This is a genomic window from Streptomyces argenteolus (assembly GCF_042902585.1).
Lineage (GTDB): Bacteria > Actinomycetota > Actinomycetes > Streptomycetales > Streptomycetaceae > Streptomyces > Streptomyces argenteolus.
In genome coordinates, this window is sequence record NZ_JBIBEG010000010.1 from 284,726 (window position 1) to 298,478 (window position 13,753).

The following is a 13,753-nucleotide window of genomic DNA, read 5'->3' on the forward strand; positions in this document are numbered from 1 at the left end:
CACCGTGCGGAGTGACGCCGGAAGGTCAGCCGACCTCGGGGTCACCCTTGGTGTACGAGAGCCGCTCGACCTGACCCGGCTCGAACTGGTCGTCGACCTTCTTGCCGTTCACGAAGAGGTCGATCGCCCCGGCGTCGCCGAGGACGAGGTCGACCCGCTCCTTGTCCTGGAAGGTCTTGGAGTCGCCTTCGAGCAGCAGGCCGTCGAAGAGCAGCCGCCCGTTGTGATCCTTGGCGGAGATCCAGCTCTTGCCCTCGGTCGCGCTGAGCTTGACCGTCACCTTGTCGCGGGGGGCCGCGGCGATGGCACTCTCGGAGGGAGCCGGTTTGGGGTCGGCGGGCTTGGTCGTGGCCGGTTCGGACGTGGGCTTGTCGGGAGTCGAGCCTTCGGCGACCTGTGCCGAGCCCGAGCCCTCGTCCTCGCCGCTGAAGAGCGTGAAGCCGACGAAGCCGACCACGACGACGATCGCCGCGACCATGGCCGCGGTCCAGTTGGGCCGACGGGGTTCGGAGCGGATCCGCTCCGCCTCGAACAGCGGCGCCGCGGGGGTGGGTGCGGGACGGCCGCCGTGCTCGGCGTCGAACTGCGCGATCATGGGATCGGGGTCGAGCCGGACGGCGCGGGCGAGCATGCGGATGTGGCCGCGGGCGTACACGTCGCCGCCACAGCGGGAGAAGTCGTCGTCCTCGATCGCGTGCACGATGGGGATGCGCACCCGGGTGGAGCTGCTGACTTCCTCAACCGTCAGACCTGCGGCGATTCGAGCCTGCTGAAGCGCGCGACCGATCGAAGGCCGGTCGTCTTCGGGGGAGTTGCCGATGGACACGGGGGCGCCTTTCGAGCGTGAGCCACCTGCTGGATGTTCAGTCTAGGGGTGGGACGAAAGGGTGGGGCAACCGGGAGCGACGACTTTGTACGCCATCGGGTTCGCCGGACAGCCCCTCGGGCAGGGCGGGGGACGAAGCACTGGACCGATCATCCCCTGCTCCTCCCTTCAACTTGACGTACGACCGGGCGAAACGGTTGCCCGCAAAACTCTTACGAAGCGGTTTCCCCACGAATGACCGCCAACACGCCGTCGAGCTCGTCCGGCTTCACCAGGACGTCCCGGGCCTTGGATCCCTCACTCGGCCCCACGATGTTGCGGGACTCCATCAGGTCCATCAGCCGGCCGGCCTTGGCGAAGCCGACCCGCAGCTTGCGCTGGAGCATGGACGTCGAGCCGAACTGGGTGGAGACGACCAGCTCGGCCGCCTGACAGAGCAGATCGAGGTCGTCGCCGATGTCCTCGTCGATCTCCTTCTTCTGCTTCGTGCCGACCGTGACGTCGTCGCGGAAGACCGGCGCCATCTGATCCTTGCAGTGCTGGACGACGGCCGCGACCTCGTTCTCGGTGACGAAGGCACCCTGCATACGGGTGGGCTTGTTGGCCCCCATGGGCAGGAACAGTCCGTCACCCTTTCCGATGAGCTTTTCGGCGCCGGGCTGGTCGAGGATGACCCGGCTGTCCGCGAGCGACGAGGTGGCGAAGGCCAGCCGCGACGGCACGTTGGCCTTGATCAGCCCCGTCACGACGTCCACCGACGGCCGCTGGGTGGCGAGCACGAGATGGATGCCGGCCGCGCGGGCCAGCTGGGTGATGCGGACGATGGAGTCCTCCACGTCGCGCGGCGCCACCATCATCAGGTCCGCCAGCTCGTCCACGATGACCAGCAGGTACGGGTACGGGGACAGCTCCCGCTCGCTGCCCTCCGGGGCCTTGACCTTGCCGTTGCGCACGGCGTGGTTGAAGTCGTCGATGTGCCGGAAGCCGTACGCCGCGAGGTCGTCGTAGCGGAGGTCCATCTCCCGCACGACCCACTGCAACGCCTCGGCGGCCTTCTTCGGGTTGGTGATGATGGGCGTGATCAGGTGCGGAATGCCCTCGTACGCGGTGAGCTCGACCCGCTTCGGGTCGACGAGCACCATCCGCACGTCGTCCGGAGTGGCCCGCACCATGATCGAGGTGATCAGGCAGTTGATGCAGGAGGACTTTCCGGAACCGGTCGCGCCGGCCACCAGGACGTGCGGCATGTTCGCCAGGTTGGCCATCTCGTAGCCGCCCTCGACGTTCTTGCCGAGCGCGACCAGCATCGGGTGGTCGTCCTCGGCCGCGTCCGCGAGGCGCAGGACGTCGCCGAGATTGACCATCTCGCGGTCGGAGTTGGGGATCTCGATGCCGACGGCGGACTTGCCCGGGATCGGGGAGATGATCCGGACGTCCGGGCTGGCCACGGCGTAGGCGATGTTCTTGGTGAGGGCGGTGATCCGCTCGACCTTGACCGCGGGGCCGAGCTCCACCTCGTAGCGGGTGACCGTCGGCCCGCGGGTGAAGCCGGTGACGGCGGCGTCGACCTTGAACTCCGTGAAGACGTTGGTCAGCGAGGCGACCACGGCGTCGTTGGCGGCACTGCGCGTCTTGCCGGGACCGCCACGCTCCAGCAGGTCCAGCGAGGGCAGCGCGTAGGTGATGTCCCCGGCGAGCTGGAGCTGTTCGGCGCGGGCGGGCAGCGGCTCCGAACGCTCGGGAGCCGGCTTGGTCAGGTCGGGAACGCCTCCGGAGGGCGTCACCGCCCTCTCCGTCCCCCGCTCGCCGGGCGACGCCTTCTCCCCGGCCCTGGCGCCCGGTACCGGGGTGCCGGTCCGCTCCCGTTCCGTGGAGACGCCCTGCGTGAGGTCGGCGACGACCGGCGAGGGAGGCATGCCGTTGAGCACCGCCCCGTCGAGCGCCGCGGCAGCCGCGGCAGCCACGTCCACCGCGTCCATCGTCCGGTTCATCGCGGGCTGGGCGGAGCTCCTGCGCGGCCGGCGCCGCTTGGCCGGCGCTTCGCTCCCGGCCAGGTCCGGATCATGGACCAGGTCCGCGGCGGAGCGGCGTGCCGGGGAGCGTCCAGAACCGTCGGGCAGCGCGTCACGCCACTGCTCCTCGTACCGCTCGTCGTCGTCCCCGTCGTCCTGCGCGGGTCCGTACAGGGGGTCGACGATGCCGAGCCGTACACCGAGCTGCCGCAGCCGCCGGGGGATCGCGTTGACCGGGGTGGCGGTGACGACGAGCAGCCCGAAGACGGTCAGCAGCAGGAGCAGCGGGACGGCGAGGACCTCGCCCATCATGAAGACGAGGGGCTGGGAGGCGGCCCAGCCGATGAGCCCTCCCGCGTCCTGCATGGCGCCCGTGCCGTCCTCACGGCCCGGCGATCCGCAGGCGATGTGGACCTGTCCGAGCACGCCGACGACGAGTGCCGAAAGGCCGATGACGATACGTCCGTTGGCCTCCGGCTTCTCCGGATAGAGGATCAGCCGCACGGCGACGGCGCCCAGCAGTATCGGGACGAGCAGATCGAGCCGGCCGAACGCCCCGGTGACGAGCATCTCGACGAGATCGCCGACGGGGCCCTGCAGATGCGACCAGGTGCCTGCCGCCACGATCAGCGCGAGCCCGAGGAGCAGCAGAGCGAGGCCGTCCTTGCGGTGGGCGGGGTCAAGTCCCTTGGCGCCGCGCCCTATGGAGCGGAAGACCGCGCCGACACCGTGCGCCGTGCCCAGCCAGAGCGCGCGTACGAGCCGGTACACGCCTCCCGTGGGGGACGGCGCCGGTTTGGCCGCGGGCTTCTTCGCCGCCGCCTTCTTCGGGGGTGCCTTCCTGGCGGGCGCGGTCTTCTTCGCCGCCGCCTTCTTGGCGGGCGCGGCTTTCTTCACCGGTCCCTGGGTACGGCCGGAGCGCTTCGCGGTGCCCGCCGTGCCCAGGGAACCCTTGCCGGACGTACGTGAGGCCATGTGACTGAGGTTACCGGTGCCGACGCCCGTGGACACGTGTGCCTACGGCATCACCCGTTCGTGTCGCCCCGGCGTGGGCACCGAACTGACGCACCCTCAACCGCGGAGGTCAGCCCTGCGTGGGCAGTGCGCTCGCGGAGCCGCCGGTGCCTGGCTCCAGCGCGTCGAGCGCACGGCGCAGTCCGGTGAGCTTGCGTTCGAGATGGGCGGCGGTCGCCACGGCCGCGGCGTCGGCCGATTCGTCGTCCAACTGCTTGGAGAGGGCCTCTGCCTGCTCCTCCACGGCGGCGAGCCGCGCGGAGAGTTCGGCGAGGAGACCTGCGGGCTCCTTCTCGTCGACGCCCTGGTGGCCGCCGCCCTCCAGCTGGAGACGGAGCAGCGCGGCCTGTTCCCGCAGCTGGCAGTTCTTCATGTACAGCTCGACGAAGACCGAGACCTTGGCGCGGAGCACCCAGGGGTCGAAGGGCTTCGAGATGTAGTCCACGGCGCCCGCCGCATAACCCCGGAAGGTGTGATGCGGGCCGTGGTTGATCGCGGTGAGGAAGATGATCGGGATGTCCCGGGTCCGCTCCCGCCGCTTGATGTGCGCGGCCGTCTCGAACCCGTCCATACCGGGCATCTGTACGTCCAGCAGAATGACCGCGAAATCGTCCGTGAGCAGCGCTTTGAGCGCCTCCTCCCCTGACGATGCCCGCACCAGTGTCTGATCGAGCGCAGAGAGGATGGCCTCCAGCGCCAGCAGATTCTCCGGCCGGTCATCGACCAGGAGGATCTTGGCCTTCTGCACCATGGCCCGTCCTCCTCGCCCCGGAATCGCACCGGGTGCCGCCCCAGGGGACGACTCCCTTACGCCGTCCGTCCTTGTGCCGGTCATGGTAGCCGCACCCCGCCCGTCACCACACCCTGTCACCGCGATGTCACTGTGCACAGAGCGAAAACGCGGTCGAGGTCCAGAAGGTTCCCCGAAATCGCTCCCTCACACCCTTCCGGGAGGAGCGAGCCGACGGATTCCGGACCCCGACGCCGACCGTTCGATCACTCTCCGCGCATCCACCTCTCCATCACCGACAGCAGATGATCGGAATCGACCGGCTTGGTCACATAGTCCGAGGCTCCGCAGTCGATCGCCTTCTCCCGGTCGCCCTTCATGGCCTTGGCCGTGAGCGCGACGATCGGCAGTCCGGCGAACTGCGGCATCCTCCGGATCGCCGTCGTCGTGGCGTACCCGTCCATCTCCGGCATCATGATGTCCATCAGAACGATCGTCACATCGTCGTGCTGCTCCAGGACTTCGATGCCCTCACGGCCGTTCTCCGCGTACAGCACCGACAGCCCGTGCTGCTCCAGGACGCTGGTGAGGGCGAAGACATTGCGGATGTCGTCGTCGACGATCAGCACCTTCTCCCCCTGGAAGCGGAACGTCCTGCGGGGCTCCTGCTCCTCCTGCGCGCTCTGCACCCACTCCTCCGGCGCCGCGGTCTCCTCGCCGGTCCTGCCGTTGGGCAGGGCAGGGCGGCGGGCGGCTCCGCCCAGGGCCTTGCGGCGGCGCCTGAACACCCCGGCGGAGTTGGCCGGGTCGCCCAGCGGCGCCTCGTTGCCCTCGCGCTGCGGCGCCTCCAGGTGCAGGGCCCCTTCGGCGGACTGCCCATGGGCCTCGATCGGTCCGGGACCCATCTGCGGATACCCCTGGGGCGGCAGTTCGCTCGGGTGCAGCGGGAGGTACAGGGTGAACGTCGAGCCGCGCCCCGGTTCGCTCGCCGCGTGGATCTCCCCGCCCAGCAGACGGGCGATCTCCCGGCTGATGGAGAGACCGAGGCCCGTGCCGCCGTACTTGCGGCTGGTCGTGCCGTCCGCCTGCTTGAACGCCTCGAAGATCACCAGCATCTTGCTGGACGCAATGCCGATCCCGGTGTCGGTGACGGAGAAGGCGATCAGGTCGCCGTCGGCGTCACTCAGCGAGCCGGCCTCCAGCAGGTGCTCCCTGATGGAGTGGGGCACGTCGGCGCCGGCCGGCCGGATCACCAGCTCCACGGCGCCGCTGTCGGTGAACTTCACCGCGTTGGACAGGAGGTTGCGCAGGACCTGCAGCAGCCTCTGTTCGTCGGTGTGGAGCGTGGCGGGCAGCTCCGGGGAGACCCGTACGGAGAAGTCGAGCCCCTTCTCGGCGGTGAGCGGCCGGAACGTCGCCTCCACGTAGTCCACCAGCTGCACCAGCGCGATCCGGGTGGGGCTGACGTCCATCTTGCCCGCCTCGACCTTCGACAGGTCGAGGATGTCGTTGATCAGCTGGAGCAGGTCGGAGCCGGCACCGTGGATCGTCTCGGCGAACTCCACCTGCTTCGGCGAGAGGTTGCCCTCGGCGTTGTCCGCGAGCAGCTTGGCGAGGATGAGCAGCGAGTTGAGCGGGGTGCGCAGCTCATGCGACATGTTCGCGAGGAACTCGGACTTGTAGCGCATCGAGACGGCGAGCTGCTCGGCGCGCTCCTCCAGCACCTGCCGCGCCTCCTCGATCTCGGTGTTCTTCACCTCGATGTCGCGGTTCTGCTGCGCCAGCAGCTCCGCCTTCTCCTCCAGCTCGGCGTTGGAGGCCTGCAGCGCCTTCTGCCGGTTCTCGAGCTCCTGCGAGCGGTCCCTGAGCTGTTCGGTGAGCTCCTGGGACTGTTCGAGGAGCTTCTCGGTCTTGGTGTTGACGCTGATGGTGTTGACGCTCGTCGCGATCATCTCGGCGAGCTGGTTGAGGAAGTCCCGCTGGATGTGGGTGAACGGCTGGAACGAGGCCAGTTCGATGACACCGAGCACCTGGCCCTCGAAGAGCACAGGCAGCACGATCACGTGGGCCGGCGGTGCCTCGCCGAGCCCGGAGGAGATCTTCAGATAACCCGGCGGAACGTTGTCCACCTGGATCGTCCGCTTCTCCTCGGCCGCCGTGCCGATGAGCGTCTCACCGGGGCGGAAGGAGGTCGGCATCGAACCGGCCGAATATCCGTAACTCCCCCGCATACGCAGCTCGTAGGAGCCCTCGTTGCCGTTGTCCGAGCCGACCTCGTCGGAGTCACCGGTGCTCATGGCCAGGAAGAACGCACCGTGCTGCGCCGACACGACGGGGGTCAGCTCGCTCATGATCAGCGACGCGACGTCGTCCAGGTCGCGGCGGCCCTGCATCAGGCCGGAGATCCGGGCGAGGTTGCCCTTCAGCCAGTCCTGCTCCTTGTTGGCGAGAGTGGTGTCGCGCAGGTTGGCGATCATCGTGTTGATGTTGTCCTGCAGCACCTGGATCTCGCCGGCCGCGTCGACGTCGATCTTCAGGTTGAGATCGCCACGGGTCACCGCGGTGGCCACGGCCGCGATGGCGCGCACCTGGCGGGTCAGGTTCCCCGCCATCTCGTTCACCGACTCGGTGAGGTCGCGCCAGGTGCCGTCGACGTCCCGGACCCGCGCCTGGCCGCCCAGCTGGCCCTCGGTGCCCACCTCACGAGCGACCCGGGTGACCTGCTCGGCGAACGAGGAGAGCTGGTCGACCATGGTGTTGATGGTGTTCTTCAGCTCCAGGATCTCGCCCTGCGCGTCGATGTCGATCTTCTTGGTGAGGTCGCCCTTGGCGATGGCCGTGGTGACCGTGGCGATCTGCCGCACCTGACCGGTCAGGTTGGAGGCCATCGAGTTCACGGACTCGGTCAGGTCCTTCCAGGTGCCGGAGACTCCCGGGACCCGTGCCTGACCGCCCAGCTCGCCTTCGGTGCCCACCTCGCGGGCGACGCGCGTGACCTCGTCGGCGAAGGAGGACAGCGTCGTCACCATCGTGTTGACGGTGTCGGCGAGTTCGGCGACCTCGCCGCGCGCCTCGACCGTCACCTTCTTCGTCAGGTCGCCGTTGGCGACCGCGGACGACACCCGGGAGATGTTGCGCACCTGGCTGGTCAGGTTGTTGGCCATCAGGTTGACGTTGTCGCTGAGGTCCTTCCAGATGCCCGTCGCCCCGCGGACCCTGGCCTGGCCGCCGAGGATGCCCTCGGTGCCGACCTCGCGGGCGACCCTCGTCACCTCGTCGGCGAAGTTGAGGAGCTGGTCGACCATGGTGTTGACCGTCGTCACCAGTTCGAGGATCTCGCCCTTGGCGTCGACGGTGATCTTCTTGGACAGGTCGCCCTTGGCGACGGCGGTGGTCACCTCGGCGATGTTGCGCACCTGGAGTGTGAGGTTGTTGGCCATGCCGTTGACGGACTGGGTGAGGTCCTTCCACGTACCGGAGACGCCCTGCACCTCCGCCTGCCCGCCGAGGATCCCCTCGGTACCCACCTCACGGGCGACCCGGGTGACCTGCTCGGCGAAGTTCGACAGCTGGTCGACCATCGTGTTCAGGGTGTTCTTCAGCTCGAGGATCTCGCCCCGGGCGTCCACGTCGATCTTCTGCGACAGGTCACCGCGCGCCACCGCGGTGGCGACCTGCGCGATGTTGCGCACCTGGGCGGTGAGGTTGCCCGCCATGCCGTTCACCGAGTCGGTCAGATCGCGCCACACGCCGGCCACACCGGGCACCTGCGCCTGACCGCCGAGACGGCCGTCCGTACCCACCTCGCGGGCGACCCGGGTCACCTGGTCGGCGAAGGCGGAGAGCTGGTCGACCATCGTGTTGATGGTGTTCTTCAGCTCCAGGATCTCGCCCCGGGCGTCCACGTCGATCTTCTGCGACAGGTCACCGCGCGCCACCGCCGTCGTCACCTGGGCGATCTGGCGCACCTGGGAGGTGAGGTTGCCGGCCATGAAGTTGACGGAGTCTGTGAGCTCCTTCCACGTCCCCGAGACACCGTCGACGCGCGCCTGACCGCCGAGGCGGCCCTCCGTGCCCACGTCACGGGCCATGCGGGTCACCTGGTCGGCGAAGTTGGACAGCTGGGCCACCATCGTGTTGACGGTGTTCTTCAGCTCCAGCATCTCGCCGGCCACGTCCACCGTGACCTTCTGGGAGAGGTCACCGTTGGCGACGGCCGTCGTCACCTGCGCGATGTCCCGCACCTGGCCCGTGAGGTTGCGGAAGGCGGTGTTCACCGAGTCGGTGAGGTCCTTCCAGGTGCCGGCGGCCCCCGGTACCTCCGCCTGGCCGCCGAGGCGGCCCTCGACGCCGACCTCCCGGGCGACCCGGGTGACCTCCGAACCGAAGGCCTGGAGCTGGTCCACCATCGTGTTGACGGTGTTCTTCAGCTCCAGCATCTCGCCGGCCACGTCCACCGTGACCTTCTGCGTCATGTCACCGCTGGCCACCGCCGTGGTCACCTGGGCGATGTCCCGCACCTGTGTGGTCAGGTTGCGGAAGACCGTGTTCACCGAGTCGGTGAGGTCCTTCCAGGTGCCCGCCGCACCCGGCACCTGGGCCTGCCCACCGAGCAGACCCTCCCCGCCGACCTCGCTGGCCACGCGGGTGACCTCGTCCGCGAACGTGCGCAGCGTCTCGGTCATCTGGTTGATGGTCTCGGCGAGCTGGGCCACCTCGCCGCGGGCGCTCACCGTCACCTTCTGGGACAGGTCGCCGTTGGCGACGGCCGTCGTCACCTCGGCGATGCCACGCACCTGGGAGGTGAGGTTGCCCGCCATGGTGTTGACGGAGTCGGTGAGGTCCTTCCAGACCCCTGCCACCCCGGGCACCGTCGCCTGCCCGCCCAGCTCGCCCTCGGTGCCCACCTCACGGGCGACCCGGGTGACCTCGGAGGAGAACGACGACAGCTGGTCCACCATCGTGTTGACGGTGTTCTTGAGCTGGAGCATCTCCCCGGCCACGTGGACGGTGACCTTGCGCGACAGGTCCCCCTTGGCGACGGCCGTCGTCACCAGGGCGATGTCGCGCACCTGCGCGGTCAGCCGGTAGGCCATGGTGTTGACGGAGTCGGTGAGGTCCTTCCACGACCCGGACATGCCGCGCACCTGGGCCTGACCGCCCAGCTTGCCCTCGGTGCCCACCTCGACCGCGACCCGCGTCACCTGCTCGGTGAACGCCGACAACTGGTCGACCAGGTTGTTGACGGTCCTGGCGACCTTCAGGAACTCCCCGCGCAGCGGGCGTACGGTCTCGTCCGGCGCGTGGGTGCGCAGCTCCATCCGCTGTTCGAGATCACCGTCGGCGACCGCGGAGAGTACCCGCCCGACCTCGGAGACGGGCCGTGCGAGATCGTCGACGAGCTCGTTGGAGGCGTCGATCGCCGCGGCCCAGGAGCCCTCGCAGGCGCCGGTCTCCAGGCGTTCGGTGAGCTTGCCCTCACGCCCGACCACACGCCGTACCCGGGCGAGCTCACCCGTGAGGTGGAGATTGCGGTCGGCCACCTCGTTGAAGACGGCGGCGATCTCCGTGAGCACACCGTCACCGGAGACGGTCAGCCGCCTGCGGAAGTTCCCGTCACGCATCGCCACGAGGGCCGAGAGCAGTCTGTTCAGGGCTGCCGCGTCCACGTCGATGGTGCCATTGCGCTGCTTTTTCACGGACTGCCCGCCTTTTGTGCGCGTTCCTGAACCCCGCGCCGCCACGCCAGACTCCACCGTGTCCCTCCCGCAGGGGTTGACCGTATCGCTCGGGCCGTTGTCGGAAGCTTGCCCACTTCCACTTTGGCTCACCGCCACAGCACACCGTCGATGGGTGACTATGCGGTCGTCAAATCGTTGAAACGTACCAGGCCGGAACGGGAGGGCGAGGAAGGTCTCGGCGTCATCCCATTTCCCTCACCGGGGACTCCATATTTGTGCGCCCGGCGTACGCCCCTGGGGCAGCCCGCCCGCCCAAGTCTGCCCTCGTGTACACGGGACCAGCGGCGAGCGTCTAGCCTGGCAGGCGAATCGAAGCGGCGAGAAACGGGCACAGGACTCGGGGAAGCGACGAGACACCATATGGGGAGTGCTGTGATCACCGCGCGCGCGGCTGCCACCTTCGATCCGGTCGGACGCTCGGTCGCGACCGCCCGCGCCTTCGTACGAGACACCCTTCAGGGGTGGGGGTACACCGACGTCGTCGACGACGCCGTCGTCCTGACGAGTGAACTCGTGACCAACGCGGTCGTGCACGCGGGCACGGCCGCCGACGTCCTCTGCCTGCGCACCGAGGACGGTGTGCGCGTGGAGGTCGCCGACCACTACCCGGAGCGCGAGGTCCCTCTCCAGAGCTCCGGCCTCGACTTCGGCAGCCCGGACCGGGAGGGCGGGCGCGGGCTGCTGCTCTGCGCCGCCCTGGCCACCCGCTGGGGTGTCGAGTACACCCCCACCCACAAGCACGTCTGGTTCCAGCTCGATCTTCCCGAGCGGCCCGTGGGCATCCGCTCGGCGAGTCCGGCCCTTCCCACGGCGCTGCTTCCCGTGGCGGACCGGCGGGTGCGGGTGGCGGTCGTACAGATCGACGGATCCGGGTCCATCGCCTCGTGGAACGAGGACGCGGCCTTCCTCTTCGGTCACGCCCCGGAACAGGTCGACGGCAAGCAGTTCACCGACTTCGTGGCATGGCCGCACACCCCGGGCACCAGCACCGGCATCGCCGACGCCCTGCAACTCTCCCGCTGGGAGGGCAGCTACGGCCTCCGGGGCGCCGACGGCCGGGTGATCCCGGTGTACGCCTCACACCTCCGGGTCCGCGACGCCGGGGGCGAACCCTCCACCGTCTGTCTCCTCGTACGGGACGACGAGCGCGCCGTGCTCCAGACGCCGGTGCGCGCTCCCGTCTCCGACACCGCGGCCGAGAACCGCAGCGCGGATCCCTTCGAGATCTTCATCGGCTCACCCGCTCCCGACGATCTCGACGGGCTCCTGCAGCGCACGGTCGAACGGGCTCGCGACATGCTGGACGCCGATGCCGCCTTCCTTCTGCTGGCCACCGACGACGAGACGGAGCTCGAGGTCAGGGCATCGACCGGTCTTCCCTCGGCCCGCCAGCGCTTCGCCCGGGTGCCCGTGGAGGCCGGCACGGGCCGCTACGGCTCCGCCCGCATGCCGGCCGTCCACGAGGACCTCACCGTCGTGCCGGGCGCCGTGCCGCTGCTCGTCGACACCGGGATGCGTTCGGTCGTGACGGTCCCGCTCAAGGTCGAGGGCCGCCTCACGGGGTCGCTCGGAGTCGCGGCCGAAGCGGCCGGGCGGTACTCCAACGAGGAGGCGCTACGGCTGCAGTTCGCCGCGGACCGCATCGCGCTGGCCGTCGAGTCGGCGAGGCTCGGCGAGCTGGAGCGGCTGCGACGCGGTTCGCTGTCCTTCCTCGTCGAGGCGTCCGACCTGCTGGCCGGCACGCTGGACAGGGACCAGACACTGGCCCTGATGGCACAGATGACGGTGCCCACGCTGGCCACCTGGTGCGCCGTCTACACGATCGCGGACCAGTCGTCGGAGCCCTATCTCTCCTACGTGCTGCACGAGGACGAGGAGCGCATCGACGGTCTGAAGGCCCTGCTCTCCTCCATCGACCCTCCTGACCCCGTCCCGGCCCCCGGTGCCCGCCTGTGGCCCGCGCCGACGGAGGCGGGCCACGAGGCCGCCCTGCGCACCTCCAAGCGCACCCTGGGCAGGGACGCGCCGCTGAGCATGGGGGCGGCAGCCCGCACCACGCTGGCCACCGCGGCGGCCGTGGGCGGTGAGACCGTGGTCCTCCCGCTGGTGGCGAGGAACCGCGTGATCGGCATGCTCACCCTGGGCAAGCCGTCGGACGAGCACTTCCGCCAGGAGATCCTGGAGCTCGCCGAGGACCTGTCCCGGCGTGCGGCGCTGGCACTCGACAACGCCCGTCTGTACTCGGAGCGCATGGCCATCAGCCAGTCCCTCCAGCGGAGCCTGCTCCCGCCCGGCCTGCCCGACGTGCCCAACGTAGAGATCGAGGTCATCTACCGCGCTGCGGGCGAGGGCAACGAGGTGGGAGGCGACTTCTACGACGTGTTCCCCATCCGCGACGGCGCCTACGGCTTCGCCATCGGTGACGTCTGCGGTACGGGTCCGGAGGCGGCGGCCGTCACGGGCCTCGCCAGGCACGCGCTGCGCCTGCTGGCGCGCGAGGGGTTCGGCGGACCGGCGGTGCTGGAGCGGCTGAACGCCGCCATCCTGGACGAGGGCGCGCGCAGCCGCTTCCTCACCCTGCTCTACGGCGAGTTGTGGCCGCAGGAGGACGGCAGTGCCCTCCTGAAGGTGGTCTGCGCGGGCCACCCTCTCCCCCTGCGGCTGCGCCAGGACGGCTCCGTGGAAGCGGCGGCCGAGCCTCAGCCACTGCTCGGCGTCATCGAGGACCTGGAGCTGTACGAGCAGGAGGTCACCCTGGAACCGGGCGACGTGCTCCTGTGCGTGACGGACGGGGTCACCGAGCGGCGTGAGGGGACCCGCATGCTGGGCGACGACGGCCTGGCCGACGTCCTGGCCATGTGTACGGGCCTGACCGCCGGCGCGGTGGCGGGGCGCATCCTGCGGGCGGTCGAGCGCTTCGCCGCGGAGCCCGCCTCGGACGACATGGCCATCCTCGCCATGCGTGTCCCGGAGCCGCAGAACTTCTAGGGTTACCGGGACACGAGAAAGGCCCCCGCCACCGGCGGGGGCCTTTCTCTGTGCTGAGCCCCAATGCGGAATCGAACCGCAGACCTTCTCCTTACCATGGAGACGCTCTACCGACTGAGCTATTGGGGCCTGCTGCCTTGCGGCAACGAGGTAAAGCATACCCCGAACTCGGGGGTGCTCATAACCATCCATGCGAGCTTCTGTCCGCGCCCGATCGAGGCGTTCCCCCGAAGGCCGGCCGGTCAACTCCGGTGCGTCGGAGGGGCGGTGAGGGCCCGGCAGACCTGGACCCTCACCGGCTGCGGGGCCGGTCTTCCTGACCGACTGATGCCGATGCCTGGATCCGGAACGCAGAAAAGCCCCGTGCCACAAGGGCACGGGGCTTTCCCGGAATAATTGTTCGGCGGCGTCCTACTCTCCCACAGGGTCCCCCCTGCAGTAC

At 69.4% G+C, this 13,753-nt stretch carries 5 protein-coding genes and 1 tRNA gene; 1 reads left to right on the top strand and 5 read right to left on the bottom strand.

What is annotated here, in order from left to right:
* Window positions 1-25: 25 nt before the first annotated feature.
* The 4 genes from ACFY8O_RS29880 to ACFY8O_RS29895 all read right to left on the bottom strand — a co-directional run bounded on the left by ACFY8O_RS29880 (window position 26) and on the right by ACFY8O_RS29895 (window position 10,281).
* Window positions 26-826: a helix-turn-helix domain-containing protein gene (locus ACFY8O_RS29880; protein WP_387907794.1), complete on the bottom strand. Its 801-nt coding sequence runs from the start codon at window positions 824-826 to the stop codon at window positions 26-28.
* Between the two features lie 212 nt (window positions 827-1,038).
* On the bottom strand, window positions 1,039-3,813 hold the full coding sequence (locus tag ACFY8O_RS29885) for a DNA translocase FtsK (protein WP_145808820.1): 2,775 nt from the start codon (window positions 3,811-3,813) through the stop codon (window positions 1,039-1,041).
* Between the two features lie 109 nt (window positions 3,814-3,922).
* A complete protein-coding gene (locus ACFY8O_RS29890; RefSeq protein WP_145808822.1) occupies window positions 3,923-4,603 on the bottom strand; it encodes a response regulator in 681 nt (226 codons plus the stop codon).
* 245 nt (window positions 4,604-4,848) lie between these two features.
* On the bottom strand, window positions 4,849-10,281 hold the full coding sequence (locus ACFY8O_RS29895) for a HAMP domain-containing protein (RefSeq protein ID WP_145808825.1): 5,433 nt from the start codon (window positions 10,279-10,281) through the stop codon (window positions 4,849-4,851).
* 402 nt (window positions 10,282-10,683) lie between these two features.
* Between ACFY8O_RS29895 and ACFY8O_RS29900 the strand changes: the two genes are divergently transcribed.
* Window positions 10,684-13,311, top strand: a complete 2,628-nt coding sequence (locus tag ACFY8O_RS29900) for a SpoIIE family protein phosphatase (RefSeq protein ID WP_387907797.1) — start codon at window positions 10,684-10,686, stop codon at window positions 13,309-13,311.
* Window positions 13,312-13,367: 56 nt separating this feature from the next.
* On the opposite strand, the gene ACFY8O_RS29905 is transcribed toward ACFY8O_RS29900, so the two are convergent.
* Window positions 13,368-13,440 (bottom strand) — tRNA-Thr (locus ACFY8O_RS29905).
* Between the last annotated feature and the right edge of the window lie 313 nt (window positions 13,441-13,753).